The organism is Streptococcus sp. 5346 (assembly GCF_013277455.1).
Lineage (GTDB): Bacteria > Bacillota > Bacilli > Lactobacillales > Streptococcaceae > Streptococcus.
The window spans coordinates 90,194-103,964 of the sequence record NZ_VMMY01000001.1 but is presented as its reverse complement, the minus strand read 5'-3'; the positions used below and the strand labels follow the sequence as shown (position 1 = coordinate 103,964).

Sequence of the window (13,771 nt, the reverse complement as noted above, 5' to 3'; positions counted from 1 at the left end):
AATCCGGTCTTTTTATGGAGGATAGTAAATGAATTTAAATCAATTAGATATTATCGTTTCCGATGTTCCCCAAGTCTGTGCTGACTTGGAGCGTATTTTGGATAAAAAGTCCGATTATGTTGATGACAGCTTTGCTCAGTTTACGATTGGCAGTCACTGTCTGATGTTGTCCCAAAATCATTTGATTCCTTTGGAAGATTTTCAGTCAGGAATCATTCTTCATATCGAGGTTGAGGATCTAAATCAGAATTACCAACGTTTAAAAGAGCTTGGTGTCGAGATTTTACACGGTATTTGTGAAACGGATTGGGGAACAGAGTCCTTATTAGTTAAAGGCCCTGCTGGTCTAGTGATTGATTTTTATCGTATGAAATAGGTCGCGTAGTCATTTGACGTTAACCTTAGCTATTTTTAAAACAGAATGTGAGAATATGAACTATTGAAAGATCGGAGCAATCCGGTCTTTTTATATAAAGAAATTGCATATATAAAGAAATTGCATATAAATAGTTGACAGCGTTTTCTTGAAGTCGTATAATAAAAATATAAAAGCAGAAAATAAGATTGATATGGAAAGGAGAAATATGATTAAACAGCTGTAGTAAGTGGATTTTATTATTTCACTGGAACTTGGGATTGAAATATCTCCATGAATAGATAGAGAGCAACCTTTTTAAATATTGTAGAAAGGAGTAGTCTATGTATAACATACTAAAACGAAGCCTTGCAACTTTTTCCTTTGTTTTAATTGCTTTTGTTAGCCTTTTCTTTATTAGCCAATATAAAAGTGAAATGTTGGGTGGATACAGTAAGATGATTTCTGTAGAGAAATCTACTACTACCATTAAGAAGGATTTAGAAGAGATTGCAAAAGATAAACGGAGTGTTTTAGCTCGGAGAATTGTTTCTGTAAAGGATAATGTTAGGGGAAAGACAGAAAATACCTATATACCAATTGGAGGTGAACTACCTGTAGATTTACCATTACAACAAGATCAAAACCTAATCCAAAATGCATCTGATGACACCTTATATTTGATTGTAAGAGGAAACTTAAGTGCACAGGAACTAGCACAAACTTTAAACCAAAAAGGACATCAAGCAATTGTTGAACAATCAAGTTCTGGTTTGACTTTGTTAAAGGTATTTTTGACTTATCCTCAATCGATTACTTTTACATTAGTTTTGATAATTGCTTTTGGGACTCTGACACTAGCTGACTACATAGCCAAACTGCGTTCTGTAAGTATAGAACGATTGTCAGGTAGAGGGAAATATCAAATTGCTTTAAGAAATATTAGCAAAGATAGTATTTTCTTAATATTGATAGCAAGTATAGTTTATTTAGCGACAGTTTTATTCTTATTCTCTACTAGAACTGTAAACATTTTGTCCTTAAGTCTAGTATTTTATCCTTTGCTTTCTTGGTTATTTCTTTTACTTTTTTTAAATTTCTTTTTATCAAATATTTTTTACCATATTTTACAAAAGCAAGCTCTTAATCTATCCATAAAAGGTAAGGCACCTTTGCATCTTGTGTTCATTTTGGTTATTTTGACGCAGTTACTATCTCTTTTAATCGTGATGTATAGCGTTTATGGTGTTGTTAACTTAAATCAACAATTGTCAACATTACAAGTAGGACGAGATGAATGGAGTAAGCATTCTAATTATTTTGCTACTAATGAATTATATACTGGGGAGTCAAATAAAGATAGAGAAGCAGAAGTAGCTTTTTATTCAGAACTTAGTCAAAAAACAAATCTCCTTTATATAGATACAAATCTAGATAAAATTGCTTTTCAAAAGAGTTCTTCAGCTAATTCTTATTATCCTACCCCAGATATGGTATCAAATGAAATTCGTGTGAATCGACGTTTTGTTGAAAAAAGTGGAATTCAGTTGAGTATGGAAGCTCAAGCATTCTTTGAACAGATGGGAGATTTTGATCGTCTCGTGTTAATACCAAAGAATCAAGAATCAAACTTTTCAGAATTACATAAGGCTTGGTTGCGATATGAACAAAAAGGCTTTGCTCCAGACGATGCTCCTGTAAAAAAGAAAGATCCTAATGAGAAAATTGAGATAGCCACTTATCAAGGCGGTGAAAATCTATTTGTTTACCCTATCTTCACTTCGGTTAATTACTTAGTGAATCAAAATGCTTTTGTTCATGAACCAATTATTACTGTGTTTGGTTCTGCTTATGAAAATAGAACAATTCGCCAATTCTCTTTGGCACATTATATTTTTGATAAACCCGAGGTAGTGAAAGAATTGATTTCTAAATATAAGTTAACAGCTAGTATTGGTAGTTTTTCAAATGGCATGTATTCATTTGAAAATAGAATTCAAAAAGTAGAGACAGATAGATTTATATTATTTTTTGCGATGATTATTAGTTTTGTAAGTTCCATTTTATTGATGGTATTACTGAACACTCTTTACCTCTATCAAGGGCGCAAAACTTATTTCATTGAGAGATTAGCAGGGAAGTCACTTTTTGAAATTCATCATGTTTATTTTTCAATTTTATCTAGTAGCTATATTTTTTGTACTTTATTGTCAGTAATATTAGGCTTCAATTTGTTTGTAATTTCTATTCCTTTGCTCTCATTGCTATTATTTACAGGAATTTTTCTTCTTCAACTGAGACAAGATAAAAAGGCTAATATTTTATATCTAAAAGGAGGTTAGTATGATTGAATTGAAAGATATTTGTAAACAATTTGATGATTATGTTATTTTTAAAGACTTTAATTATCAATTTCATGAAGGTCAGACCTATGCTTTGATAGGTGAGTCTGGAGCAGGCAAAACAACTCTTTTAAATATTATAGGTAAGTTAGAAACTGTCCAAAGCGGTTCAGTAGAAGTTGATGGTAAGGACTTAAAACAAATTAAGGAAAAAATCTATTTTAAGGATTATGTAAGCTACTTATTTCAAAATTATGGTTTAATTGAAAATAAGAGTATTAAAGATAATTTAGAACTTGCATTTATCGGTAGAAAAGAAAGCAAAAAAGAACAAGAAGTTCTTATGAAAGAAGCCTTGGAGCATGTTCATTTACAATTAGATTTAAAACGTAAGATTTTTACTCTTTCAGGTGGTGAAGCGCAGCGTGTCGCAATTGCTAAAATAATGTTAAAGGATTCCCCAATAATCTTAGCAGATGAACCAACAGCCTCTCTTGATAGTAGGAATAGTCTTGAAATTATTGACCTTATTCTTGGATTACGGAATGAAAAACGTACGATTATTATTGCAACTCATGATAGTAGTGTATATGAACGAATGGATCAGGTTGTAGAAATTAGAAAGGAAAAGATATGAAAACAAAATTTAGTTTGACAACAATTTTTTTCCAAGTAATGATTTTTGGTTCTTCTCTCTTTGTAATACTGACTCAATTTGGTTTACTACGTCAACCTACAAAGTTAATTATACAGATGATTTGCTTACTAAGTTTGTTATCTTTAGCTATAGCGATTTGGAATTATGTGCGTGAAGAAAAAGACTGAACAGATCGGAGAAATCCGGTCTTTTTAATATAAAGAAATTGCATATAAATAGTTGATAACGCTTTCCTGAAACCTTATAATAAAAATATAAGAGCAGAAAATAAGACTGATATGGAAAGGAGAAATATTTTTTAAACAGCTGTAGTAAGTGGATTTTCTTAATTCGTTAGGAGGAAAGAGATGCAAAAAAAGGATGTTTATCTAATCTGTGTGACCATGATTATCTGTTCAATTATTATAGGTTTGATTGTAGGAAATTTTATTTTGCACGGTCTTGAAGATATTGCTAACATAATTAACTACGGCTTGCTGATAATCAATCAAACTATCAATCAATCTATCCATTGATTGACAAGAGCTATTCATTTTTACATTTTATGGATCAAACAGATCGGAGCAATCCGGTCTTTTTCTTATCACAAGATTGTGATAGTTTACATTTTTATAATAAAAGTCTTAAAGTCTTGCTTATTTTTGTATTAAATTATAAAATAGAAAGTATAAAAGAATAAAAGAGGTTTTGAAAATGTCTGAAAAACAAATGAAAGTGTTGGGGTGGGTAGCGACTTTCATGTCTGTTATGATGTATGTGTCTTACTTCCCACAAATCATGAATAATCTTGCCGGTCAAAAAGGCAACTTCATTCAACCCCTAGTCGCAGCTATCAACTGTAGTCTCTGGGTTTACTATGGTCTTTTCAAAAAGGAAAGAGATATTCCACTTGCAGCTGCTAATGCACCAGGTATCGTTTTTGGTTTAGTAACGGCTATCACAGCTTTGATTTAAAAAGAAGACTGCTTTCAGTCTTTTTATTTTATGAAAATAGATGCTTCACTAAAGTAATTTTTGAATGAGAGTTGAGGAACAAGTCCAGTTACAGCTAGCTTTACGAGAGTCTTTTATGTTCGTCTCTATCAAAGAAAAAAGTATATCGTTACTATTTTTATAAAATCTTCTCCCTACTTTATAAGATGTTAAAAAGAGTTCAAATGGAACTCTTTTTTTGCTATAATGAGGGGAGAAAAATCAGACAGGAGATCGACATGTCAGAACCATTATTTTTACAATCAGTTATGCAAGAAAAAATTTGGGGTGGTACCAAGCTATGTGATGAGTTTGGCTACGACATCCCAAGTGAAAAAATAGGGGAATACTGGGCCATATCAGCTCATCCAAATGGCGTTTCAAAGGTGGCCAATGGTCGTTTTGAGGGAACAGATCTAGCTACTTTGTATGCAGAGCACCGTGAATTGTTTGGTAATCGTCCTGAGCCTGTATTTCCACTTTTGACCAAAATCCTCGATGCCAACGACTGGCTTAGCGTCCAAGTTCACCCAGACGATGCTTACGGACTCGAGCATGAGGGCGAACTCGGGAAAACAGAATGCTGGTACATCATCGCTGCGGATGAAGGTTCAGAGATTATCTACGGTCACAATGCCAAGTCAAAAGAAGAACTCCGCCAGCAAATCGAAGCGAAAGACTGGGATGGTCTGTTGACCAAAGTACCAGTTAAAGCTGGAGATTTCTTCTATGTGCCAAGTGGCACCATGCATGCTATCGGGGCGGGTATCTTAATCCTTGAAACCCAGCAGTCTAGCGATACCACCTATCGCGTCTATGACTTTGACCGCAAGGACGACAAGGGCAACTTGCGTGAGCTTCATCTTGAAAAATCCATTGATGTCTTGAACATTGGTGAGCCAGCAAATAGCCGTCCTGTGACTGTCAAAGCTGATGATTTACGCTCAACTTTACTTGTCTCTAATGATTTCTTCGCAGTCTACAAGTGGGAAATTACTGGAAAAGTTGACTTCGAAAAGACAGCTGACTACAGCTTATTCAGTGTCTTAGCTGGTCAAGGTCAACTGACTGTTGACGGAAAAAACTATCCAATTCAAAAAGGTAGCCACTTTATCCTACCAAGTGATGTTGAAGCTTGGACCCTAGAAGGACAAGATTTGGAAGTCATTGTTAGTCATCCATAAAAAAGAAAGGGACTGAGTTCACTACTCAAGTCCTTTTGATTACATAAATTGGGCGATGAAAACCACGATGATGATGATTGGAATAATAAAGCGAAGAAGGAAGAGCCAGACTTGGAACAGTCCCTGTTTCCATGCTCTTTCATCGAGATGAAGTTCCTCCATTGCAAGAGCCTTTTTAAAGATATAGCCTGTAAAAAGTGAAAGGCAGAGGGCTCCAAATGGCATGAGGAGATTGGAAACCAAGAAGTCCATAGCGTCAAAGAAGGTTTTACCAAAAATGTGAACATCCGCCATGACACCGTAAGATAGGGCTGAAGGAATTCCAAAGACAAAGGTCAAAATTCCTAAAATCACACTCCACTTAGCACGCTTGCTGTTGTCCTGATTGGTGATATTGCCCACATTGATTTCCAGCATAACGACAGAAGAAGTGACTGTCGCAAAGAGGAAGAGCAAGAGGAAGAGGATGTAGAAAATGGTTCCAAAAGGCATCTTGTCAAAGAGTTGAGGCAAGACGATAAAGAGGAGACTTGGTCCACCTTTAGATTGGATGTTGAAGGCTGACATAGCAGGGAAAATGGCTAGGCCTGCCATGATGGATACCGAGATATTCATGGCTACGATGGAGATTCCTGATTGGACCAGATTGGTTTTCTTGTCCAAGTAAGAAGCATAGGTCAACATAGCTGTAACCCCTAGTGAGAGGGCAAAGAAAGATTGTCCCAGAGCATAGAGGAGACCAGCACTTGTCAGCTTAGAGAAGTCTGGTTTTAGGAAGTAAAGAACCCCTTCCATGGCATTTGGCAAACTGAGAGAACGACCGATGATGACGACAAAGATGATAAAGAGCAGAGGCATCATGACTTTCGAAGCTCTTTCAATCCCTTTTTGAACCCCACGTGATACAATAAAGATATTCAACAGGATAAAGGCAGCTTGAGCTCCTAAGGCAATGGCTGGATTGGAAATAATATCGGTAAAGAGCTGAGCATAGTCACCCGTTCCGCTAAGTTGGAACAATTTTCCAAACTCAATGCCTAGATAGACTAAAATCCAGCCCCCAATAACACTGTAGAAAGATAAAAGGATAAAAAGGGCAAAGGCACCAATCCAACCGATAAAGTTGTACTTGCTATTCTTGCCCAGTTTTCCAAAGGTTTTGATAGCTGAGACACCAGCACTTCGGCCGAGAGCAAATTCAGCCAGCAATAGGGGGAAACCGATTAGAATAGTGGAAATGAGAAAGACCAGTAAAAAGCCTCCTCCACCGTTAGCAGCAGTCATATAGGGAAATTTCCAAACAGCTCCAAGTCCGATTGCTGAACCAGCAGATGCTAGGATAAAGCCCAGTTTAGAACCCCATTGCGATTTTTCAGACATAGTTAAACTCCTAAAGTTAGTGTTACAAAAGAAAAAGTTACTGTCCTTGGCAAATAGCCTCATCAGTACTCAAAATGAGCGTTTCTTTTGATTGATAGACTTGACTATCCTATCATGTTTTCTAAGGTCTGTCAAGAAAACCATTTTCATGTTATGATAAAGTAAAAAATTTCGTAAAAACACTTGACTCTGACCTAAGGGGAGGGGTTATACTATCAATGTAATACTCTTCGAAAATCTCTTCAAACCACGTCAGCGTCGCCTTGGATTATATATGTGACTGACTTCGTCAGTCTTATCTACAACCTCAAAGCAGTGCTTTGAGCAACCCGCGGATAGCTTTCTAGTTTGCTATTTGATTTTCATTGAGTATAAGGAGGAAATCATGTACCATATAAAAGAAGCTGCGCAGCTTTCAGGTGTCTCCGTCAAGACCCTGCACCACTACGACAAGATAGGACTCTTAGTTCCTTTAAAGTCAGAAAACGGTTATCGAATCTACAGTAAAGAAGATTTGGAACGCCTTCAGGTTATTCTTTATTACAAATATCTAGGTTTTTCTTTAGAAAAAATAGCAGAGCTATTAAAGGAAGAAAGAGAAGATTTGTTGCCTCATTTGACCAGGCAGTTGGACTATTTGACTCGAGAAAGGGAACATCTGGATACCTTGATTTCAACCTTGCAAAAAACCATTCAAGAACAAAAAGGAGAAAGAGAAATGAGCATTCAAGAGAAATTTGCTGGATTTAACTACCAAGACCATCAAAAATACCACCAAGAGGCGGTAGAGAAATATGGACAAGAAGTCATGGACCAAGCGCTGGAGCGCCAGAAAGGTCACGAAGACGAGGCTACGGCTGCCTTCAACCAAGTTTTTCGAGCCTTGTCACAAAATCTTCAAGCTGGTATACCTGTAACAGCAACAGAAAACCAAGAAGAAGCTGCTAAACTCTTGCAAGCCATCCGTACTTATGGATTTGACTGCTCTATTGAGGTATTCGGTCATATCGGTAAAGGCTACGTCTACAACCCAGAATTTAAGGAAAACATTGACAAATTTGGTACTGGAACAGCCCAGTACACATCAGATGTGATTGCCCACTATGTCCAAACTCAGACAAAATAAAATCGGAGGAGTGATCTTCCGATTTTTACTAAATTCAAGCACTACTTGCTTAATAATTTTTCTACTACATTTAGTTTTCGCATGGTCAAATCTACATTAAAAAGCTTTTCAAGATAGTTGGTATGGAGTTTCTTTTGTTTTGCAGTTCTAGGGAGATAGAGGTAAAGACAATGGTTACCGATACAAATTTCTTCTTCACCGTAATCAATTTTCAATTTTTCTAAAGGGAGACTTTGAATAGATTCTTGATAAAAAATCACGTGTATACGGTCATAAAGATAGTGTTCTCCAAACGGATTTTCTTGGACAATGTTTTCAAAATCATCCTTATTCTTAATGATTATTTTGAGATTGGCTCCAATCTTTTCCTTTATTAGAGTATGAACCTGTTCTCGTATTTCTTCGAGAGCTAAGTTACTTTCAAGAATAATATTTCCACTTTGAATATAGGTTCGAACTTGTTGAAAACCGGCTTCTGTTAAGATATCTACTAGATAAGACATTTTAGGGATAGCATTTTTTCCATTAGGAGTAACTCCCCTTAACAAGATAATATGTTCCAAAGGACTTCCTTTCTTTTGGGGCTGATTTAGCCATTAAATAATTCAGATTTAGATTGGGTTTGATCCCGCCACCCAGCCAGTACAGAGGGCAGAAGTGATGTTAAACCCACCCGTGTGGGCATTGATATCCAGTACCTCGCCAGCAAAGTGGAGTCCAGGTACCAGCTTACTTTCCAGAGTTTTAGGGTTGATTTCCTTAAGACTGACGCCACCTTTGGTGACAAAGGACTTGGCAAGGGACATTTTGCCAGTCACAGGGATTTTGAGAGCCTTGATAGACTGGACAAGTTTTTCACGTTCCTTTTCAGTCAACTGTTTGACTTTTTCAGGATAGCCTTGCACAAAAAATTCAGCCAAGCGTTCTGGTAACAAGGCTTTTAAGGCATTTTTTAGAGATTTTTCCCGATTTTCTTCTAGGAATGCAGCTAAGTCCATCTCAGAAAGTTGAGGCAAAACATCCAGTGAGAGAATCTCCCCACCCTTGACAAAGCTAGACATACGCAGAGCAGCAGGGCCTGACAAACCAAAGTGGGTAAAGAGCAAATCATGGGTGATGACATGCTTGCTATAACTTAGGGTCACATCGTCCAGCGAAATCCCCTGCAAGGCCTTGTGTGGAAAATCTGTCAACAAAGGACTTTCAGCGGCTTCAAGTTCGGTAATGGTATGTTTGAAATGGCGGGCAATCTCATGACCAAAACCAGTAGAACCAGTGGAAGGATAGGATTTTCCACCAGTTGTGACAATGAGTTTATCACAAGTGAAGACTTGGTTAGCTGACTTCAGGACAAATTGGTCATCTACCTTTTTAACCGAAACAATCTCGGTTTGAGTAGTAACTTGACCACCTAGCTCAGTGATTTTCTTTTCCAAGGCCTCAATAATGGTCCGAGACTTATCACTAGCAGGAAAGACGCGTCCGTGGTCTTCGACCTTGAGTTTGACCCCATTTTCCGTAAAAAAGTTAATGATATCATGATTATCAAATTGGGAGAAGACGCTGTAGAGAAAGCGTCCATTTCCAGGGATTCCAGCTAGTAAGTCGTCCAAGCTACCATTGTTGGTGACGTTGCAACGTCCCCCACCAGTCCCAGCTAATTTTTTTCCAAGTTTCCGATTTTTTTCGATGAGGAGAGTTTTCTGTCCATAAAAGCTACTAGAAATCGTAGCCATCATGCCAGCAGGACCTCCACCGATGACGATAGTATCAAAATGTTTCATAGCTCTATTGTACCACAAAAAAACAAGAGATGAAGTCACCTCTTGTCAAGAATGCAATTAATCAATTTCATATCCCATCAGTAAACCGCCATCTTCCGCATAAAAACTGCAGAGACCAGATGTTGGGAGAATTTTAATATCCGCCTGTGGGAAATTTTCACGGATTCGCTCTGAAAGCTGTTGGCAACATTTCTCGTTATTGCGTTGAGCCATGACAATACGACCGCCAGCATAACCTGCTTTCACTAACTCTTCATATGCTGCTTGAATCGATTTCTTTGCTCCTCTTGCTTTTTGTAGCAATTCAAGGGTTCCAGTTTCACTAGCTTCCCCGACCATACGGATATTTAGAAGGCCAACGACCGTACCGATAAGCTTGCTCAAACGGCCGTTCTTCACCAAGTTATCGACTTTGGCTAGAACAAAGAGCAACTTGGTTTTTTCTTGATAGGCAGTGATAGCTTCAACCACTTCTTCAAAAGATAAGCCCTGGTCAATCAAGTCATTCAATTTTTCTACGAGCAAGTCAACCTCACCACCAGCAGACAAACTATCAATTACATGAATCTTAGTGTCAGGATGGTCTTCCAGATAAATATTCTTGGCTAGTTGAGCACTATTGTGACTGCCAGAAAGAGTACCAGTGATGGTTACTAGGAAAATGTTTTTGGCTCCTTCAAATGCTCGCAAATAATCATCTGGGCTTGGACAAGCTGATTTTGAAGCTTCTGCGGTTGCATACATGGTTTCCATCATTTGGTCAATATCAAGACTGGCATCATCAACAAAGACCTGATCAGCTACTTGAATGGTTAAGGGAACACTTACAAAGGTCGTGTCAATAGCTGGTGTCTCCAGCTGACGATAATCACAACCAGAGTCAGCAATAATCTTCCAAGTCATAGAAATTCTCCATCTTTGTCAGTTATACATTGACAAAGGTTCTGTCTTTTTTTACAATTATATCATGAAAACCCTTGAAACAAAAGCCTCATCCGTCTGTTGTGACAAGTAGAAAGAAAATGTTATGTCTGAACGTATAATCTCTGAAAAGTCTCTTGAAAATCTCAGGAAATCAAACCAAGAATCCAATTTATTAACCAGAGAAGCCATTGAAACAGCCCTCTTACAACTCTTGGAAAAAAAGGACTTGACTAAGATTAGTATTTCTGAATTGGTCAAACGTGCAGGCGTTTCGCGTGCAGCCTTTTACCGCAATTATGATTCCAAAGAGGAGATTTTAGAAAGCGTCTTTAAACGAACTATCCACAATATTATGGAACAGTTGCATCATTATGATTTAAAGACAGACCTTTATCTGGTCTGGGTTCATCTTTTCCGGGAGGCCAGAAAGGAAGCCAGAGTGATTCAACTGGCCTTAGATTATCATCTGGAAAAAATCTTTGTCCAAGCCATGCAGGAATTTTTAGAAAAATACCATGGGAAATCAAAAGGTGTCAGCTCTTATCTTCATTCCTTCTGGAGCTCGGCCATCGTCTCTGTCCTTCTAAAATGGATCAAGGATGGCATGAAGGTACCTGCTGAAAAGATAGCGGATTTACGGTTACCATTTTTTAAAAAATAGAGAAAAAGGAGAAGAGATATGACTGAAAAAAGACTAGCATGGGATGAGTATTTTGCAGCCCAAGCCCTACTAATTGCCAATCGTTCCACTTGTAAACGTGCCAAAGTGGGTGCAATTCTGGTTAAGGATAATAAGGTGATTTCCACTGGTTATAATGGTTCGGTGTCAGGGACCGAGCATTGTATTGATCACGAATGTCTGGTCATCGAAGGCCACTGTGTTCGCACCCTTCACGCTGAGGTCAATGCCATTCTCCAAGGTGCAGAACGTGGTGTTCCTAGAGGTTTTACGGCCTATGTAACCCATTTTCCTTGTCTGAACTGTACAAAACAATTGCTTCAGGTCGGCTGTAAGCGCGTGGTTTATATTAACCAGTACCGAATGGACGACTACGCCCAATACCTTTATCAAGAAAAGGGAACAGAATTGACCCATCTACCACTTGAGACAGTACAGGCAGCTCTTAAAGAGGCTGATCTAATGTAAAAATTATCAAAAATAAATGGTTTAGAAAGATTTTTAAACCATTTTTTGGTATAATAAGAAGAATAAATTGAAAGAAGGAATTCCAAAAATGGGAAAAATTGAAGTTATTAATCACCCGCTGATTCAACACAAATTGTCAATCTTGCGTCGTACAGATACTTCTACAAAAGCTTTTCGTGAGCTAGTAGATGAGATTGCCATGTTGATGGGGTATGAAGTACTTCGTGATCTTCCACTAGAAGATGTGGAAATCGAAACACCAATTACAAAAACAGTTCAAAAACAATTGGCAGGTAAGAAATTGGCCATCGTTCCAATCTTGCGTGCAGGTATCGGGATGGTTGATGGTCTCTTGAGCTTGGTTCCAGCTGCTAAAGTTGGCCATATCGGTATGTACCGTGATGAAGAAACACTTCAACCAGTTGAGTACTTGGTGAAATTGCCTGAAGATATTGACCAACGTCAAATTTTTGTCGTAGACCCAATGTTGGCAACAGGTGGCTCAGCAATCTTGGCTGTTGATTCTCTTAAAAAACGTGGCGCATCAAATATCAAATTTGTCTGCCTTGTATCTGCTCCAGAAGGTGTAAAAGCCCTTCAAGAAGCTCATCCAGATGTAGAAATCTTTACAGCAGCCTTGGATGAACGCTTGAACGAACACGGTTATATCGTTCCAGGTCTTGGTGATGCTGGAGACCGCTTGTTCGGTACGAAATAAGATCGAAAAGAAGATTGACTTGGAAAAGGATTTCTAGTCGTGAAAGGAGGTTGAGTTTTTGTTTCTGTCTAATGAAAACAGAGCAAAAATTTGACCTTTTTTGACCTAGATATTATAATAGTCTTATCTTCAGTCATTTGACCAACAAAATTAAAATTCAAAAGGAGAAATGAATGATTCCTGTAGTTATTGAACAAACAAGCCGTGGAGAACGTTCATACGATATTTACTCACGTCTTCTCAAAGACCGCATCATTATGCTGACAGGTCCAGTTGAAGACAATATGGCTAACTCTGTTATTGCCCAATTACTTTTCTTAGATGCCCAAGATAGTACAAAAGATATTTACCTTTATGTCAATACACCTGGTGGTTCTGTTTCAGCTGGTTTGGCAATCGTTGATACTATGAACTTTATCAAGGCAGATGTCCAAACCATTGTTATGGGTATGGCCGCATCTATGGGGACTGTTATCGCATCAAGTGGAGCAAAAGGCAAACGTTTCATGCTTCCAAATGCTGAGTACATGATTCACCAACCAATGGGTGGTACAGGTGGTGGTACTCAACAAACCGATATGGCGATCGCTGCAGAACACTTGCTTAAAACTCGTAATACCTTGGAAAAAATCTTGGCTGAAAATTCAGGTCAGTCAATCGAAAAAGTCCATGCAGATGCAGAACGCGATAACTGGATGAGTGCCCAAGAAACACTTGAATATGGCTTTATTGATGAAATCATGGCCAACAATTCATTGAACTAATGATTAAAGAAGGCAAACTCGACTGGGTTTGCTTTTTTTGGTATAATAGGGAGAGATTTCTTAGAAAGAGGATTTATCATGTTTGAAAAAGTCAATCGATCTGGCTTGATTATCTATCTTTACTATAATCGTGATGCCAAAAAATTGCAGGATTATGGAGATATTACCTATCATTCCAAGAAACATCGTTACTTACAGCTTTATGTTCCAACTCAAGAAGTGGAGCAATTGGTCGGGCGCTTGGGCAAGGAAAAGTTTATAAAAAAAGTCAGAGTTTGTCATATCCAAGAGCTGGAAACACCCTTTGTGGGCAATCTTTATCGAGAAGAAAACGTTATCATCGAAAAAGTTCAAGAAAAGTGTTGACAATTTTCTGATAATTCGGTATATTCTTAACATGCTATTTATTTAAGAATA

Annotated in this window: 16 protein-coding genes; 12 read left to right on the top strand and 4 right to left on the bottom strand. The window is 37.7% G+C overall.

Annotation, left to right across the window (positions count from 1 at the left end):
- The first annotated feature begins 28 nt into the window (after positions 1–28).
- The 6 genes from HT732_RS00525 (at position 29) to manA (ending at position 5,511) form a co-directional block, all read left to right on the top strand.
- Positions 29–376 carry a VOC family protein gene (locus tag HT732_RS00525; RefSeq protein WP_173253614.1) on the top strand — a complete coding sequence of 116 codons (348 nt, stop codon included), beginning with the start codon at positions 29–31 and terminating at the stop codon, positions 374–376.
- Between the two features lie 323 nt (positions 377–699).
- Positions 700–2,697: a DUF1430 domain-containing protein gene (locus tag HT732_RS00520; protein ID WP_173253613.1), complete on the top strand. Its 1,998-nt coding sequence runs from the start codon at positions 700–702 to the stop codon at positions 2,695–2,697.
- 1 nt (position 2,698) lies between these two features.
- A complete protein-coding gene (locus HT732_RS00515) occupies positions 2,699–3,334 on the top strand; it encodes a putative bacteriocin export ABC transporter (RefSeq protein ID WP_084926646.1) in 636 nt (211 codons plus the stop codon).
- Positions 3,331–3,522 (top strand): hypothetical protein, encoded by a 192-nt coding sequence (locus HT732_RS00510; protein WP_000850052.1) that lies wholly within the window; start codon positions 3,331–3,333, stop codon positions 3,520–3,522. The genes HT732_RS00515 and HT732_RS00510 overlap by 4 nt, the downstream gene beginning before the upstream one ends.
- Before the next feature lie 526 nt (positions 3,523–4,048).
- Entirely contained in the window at positions 4,049–4,309 is a 261-nt protein-coding gene (locus HT732_RS00505) for a SemiSWEET family transporter (RefSeq protein ID WP_001291476.1), read from the top strand.
- Between the two features lie 257 nt (positions 4,310–4,566).
- On the top strand, positions 4,567–5,511 hold the full coding sequence (gene manA, locus HT732_RS00500) for a mannose-6-phosphate isomerase, class I (protein ID WP_173253612.1): 945 nt from the start codon (positions 4,567–4,569) through the stop codon (positions 5,509–5,511).
- Positions 5,512–5,550: 39 nt separating this feature from the next.
- Here manA and HT732_RS10140 read toward each other — a convergent pair whose 3' ends face one another.
- On the bottom strand, positions 5,551–6,891 hold the full coding sequence (locus HT732_RS10140) for a sodium-dependent transporter (RefSeq protein ID WP_188113838.1): 1,341 nt from the start codon (positions 6,889–6,891) through the stop codon (positions 5,551–5,553).
- Positions 6,892–7,276: 385 nt separating this feature from the next.
- On the opposite strand from HT732_RS10140, the gene HT732_RS00490 reads away from it, so the two are divergent.
- Positions 7,277–8,017, top strand: a complete 741-nt coding sequence (locus HT732_RS00490; RefSeq protein WP_173253611.1) for a MerR family transcriptional regulator — start codon at positions 7,277–7,279, stop codon at positions 8,015–8,017.
- A gap of 41 nt (positions 8,018–8,058) precedes the next feature.
- On the opposite strand, the gene HT732_RS00485 is transcribed toward HT732_RS00490, so the two are convergent.
- From HT732_RS00485 to HT732_RS00475, 3 genes are read right to left on the bottom strand one after another with little or no spacing between them, the layout of a single operon-like run.
- Positions 8,059–8,580, bottom strand: a complete 522-nt coding sequence (locus HT732_RS00485) for a DUF1697 domain-containing protein (RefSeq protein ID WP_000400053.1) — start codon at positions 8,578–8,580, stop codon at positions 8,059–8,061.
- 48 nt (positions 8,581–8,628) lie between these two features.
- Positions 8,629–9,801 carry an NAD(P)/FAD-dependent oxidoreductase gene (locus HT732_RS00480; protein WP_173253610.1) on the bottom strand — a complete coding sequence of 391 codons (1,173 nt, stop codon included), beginning with the start codon at positions 9,799–9,801 and terminating at the stop codon, positions 8,629–8,631.
- A 57-nt stretch (positions 9,802–9,858) separates the two neighbouring features.
- Positions 9,859–10,704 (bottom strand): DegV family protein, encoded by an 846-nt coding sequence (locus HT732_RS00475; RefSeq protein WP_173253609.1) that lies wholly within the window; start codon positions 10,702–10,704, stop codon positions 9,859–9,861.
- Positions 10,705–10,828: 124 nt separating this feature from the next.
- On the opposite strand from HT732_RS00475, the gene HT732_RS00470 reads away from it, so the two are divergent.
- The 5 genes from HT732_RS00470 (at position 10,829) to HT732_RS00450 (ending at position 13,720) form a co-directional block, all read left to right on the top strand.
- Positions 10,829–11,386 carry a TetR/AcrR family transcriptional regulator gene (locus tag HT732_RS00470; RefSeq protein ID WP_173253608.1) on the top strand — a complete coding sequence of 186 codons (558 nt, stop codon included), beginning with the start codon at positions 10,829–10,831 and terminating at the stop codon, positions 11,384–11,386.
- An 18-nt stretch (positions 11,387–11,404) separates the two neighbouring features.
- Positions 11,405–11,872: a cytidine/deoxycytidylate deaminase family protein gene (locus HT732_RS00465; protein WP_000136979.1), complete on the top strand. Its 468-nt coding sequence runs from the start codon at positions 11,405–11,407 to the stop codon at positions 11,870–11,872.
- Between the two features lie 88 nt (positions 11,873–11,960).
- Entirely contained in the window at positions 11,961–12,590 is a 630-nt protein-coding gene (gene upp, locus HT732_RS00460) for a uracil phosphoribosyltransferase (protein ID WP_000515974.1), read from the top strand.
- Between the two features lie 173 nt (positions 12,591–12,763).
- On the top strand, positions 12,764–13,354 hold the full coding sequence (clpP, locus tag HT732_RS00455; RefSeq protein WP_000613475.1) for an ATP-dependent Clp protease proteolytic subunit ClpP: 591 nt from the start codon (positions 12,764–12,766) through the stop codon (positions 13,352–13,354).
- Between the two features lie 78 nt (positions 13,355–13,432).
- Complete coding sequence (locus HT732_RS00450) at positions 13,433–13,720, top strand: YlbG family protein (protein ID WP_050234905.1); 288 nt, start codon at positions 13,433–13,435, stop codon at positions 13,718–13,720.
- Positions 13,721–13,771 lie beyond the last annotated feature (51 nt).

Bases quoted from the DNA above. Each gene is read 5' to 3' on its own strand.
- HT732_RS00525 (WP_173253614.1), top strand. From the start codon at position 29: ATGAATTTAAATCAATTAGATATTATCGTTTCCGATGTTCCCCAAGTC.
- HT732_RS00520 (WP_173253613.1), top strand. From the start codon at position 700: ATGTATAACATACTAAAACGAAGCCTTGCAACTTTTTCCTTTGTTTTA.
- HT732_RS00515 (WP_084926646.1), top strand. From the start codon at position 2,699: ATGATTGAATTGAAAGATATTTGTAAACAATTTGATGATTATGTTATT.
- HT732_RS00510 (WP_000850052.1), top strand. From the start codon at position 3,331: ATGAAAACAAAATTTAGTTTGACAACAATTTTTTTCCAAGTAATGATT.
- HT732_RS00505 (WP_001291476.1), top strand. From the start codon at position 4,049: ATGTCTGAAAAACAAATGAAAGTGTTGGGGTGGGTAGCGACTTTCATG.
- manA (WP_173253612.1), top strand. From the start codon at position 4,567: ATGTCAGAACCATTATTTTTACAATCAGTTATGCAAGAAAAAATTTGG.
- HT732_RS10140 (WP_188113838.1), bottom strand. From the start codon at position 6,891: ATGTCTGAAAAATCGCAATGGGGTTCTAAACTGGGCTTTATCCTAGCA.
- HT732_RS00490 (WP_173253611.1), top strand. From the start codon at position 7,277: ATGTACCATATAAAAGAAGCTGCGCAGCTTTCAGGTGTCTCCGTCAAG.
- HT732_RS00480 (WP_173253610.1), bottom strand. From the start codon at position 9,801: ATGAAACATTTTGATACTATCGTCATCGGTGGAGGTCCTGCTGGCATG.
- HT732_RS00475 (WP_173253609.1), bottom strand. From the start codon at position 10,704: ATGACTTGGAAGATTATTGCTGACTCTGGTTGTGATTATCGTCAGCTG.
- HT732_RS00470 (WP_173253608.1), top strand. From the start codon at position 10,829: ATGTCTGAACGTATAATCTCTGAAAAGTCTCTTGAAAATCTCAGGAAA.
- HT732_RS00465 (WP_000136979.1), top strand. From the start codon at position 11,405: ATGACTGAAAAAAGACTAGCATGGGATGAGTATTTTGCAGCCCAAGCC.
- upp (WP_000515974.1), top strand. From the start codon at position 11,961: ATGGGAAAAATTGAAGTTATTAATCACCCGCTGATTCAACACAAATTG.
- clpP (WP_000613475.1), top strand. From the start codon at position 12,764: ATGATTCCTGTAGTTATTGAACAAACAAGCCGTGGAGAACGTTCATAC.
- HT732_RS00450 (WP_050234905.1), top strand. From the start codon at position 13,433: ATGTTTGAAAAAGTCAATCGATCTGGCTTGATTATCTATCTTTACTAT.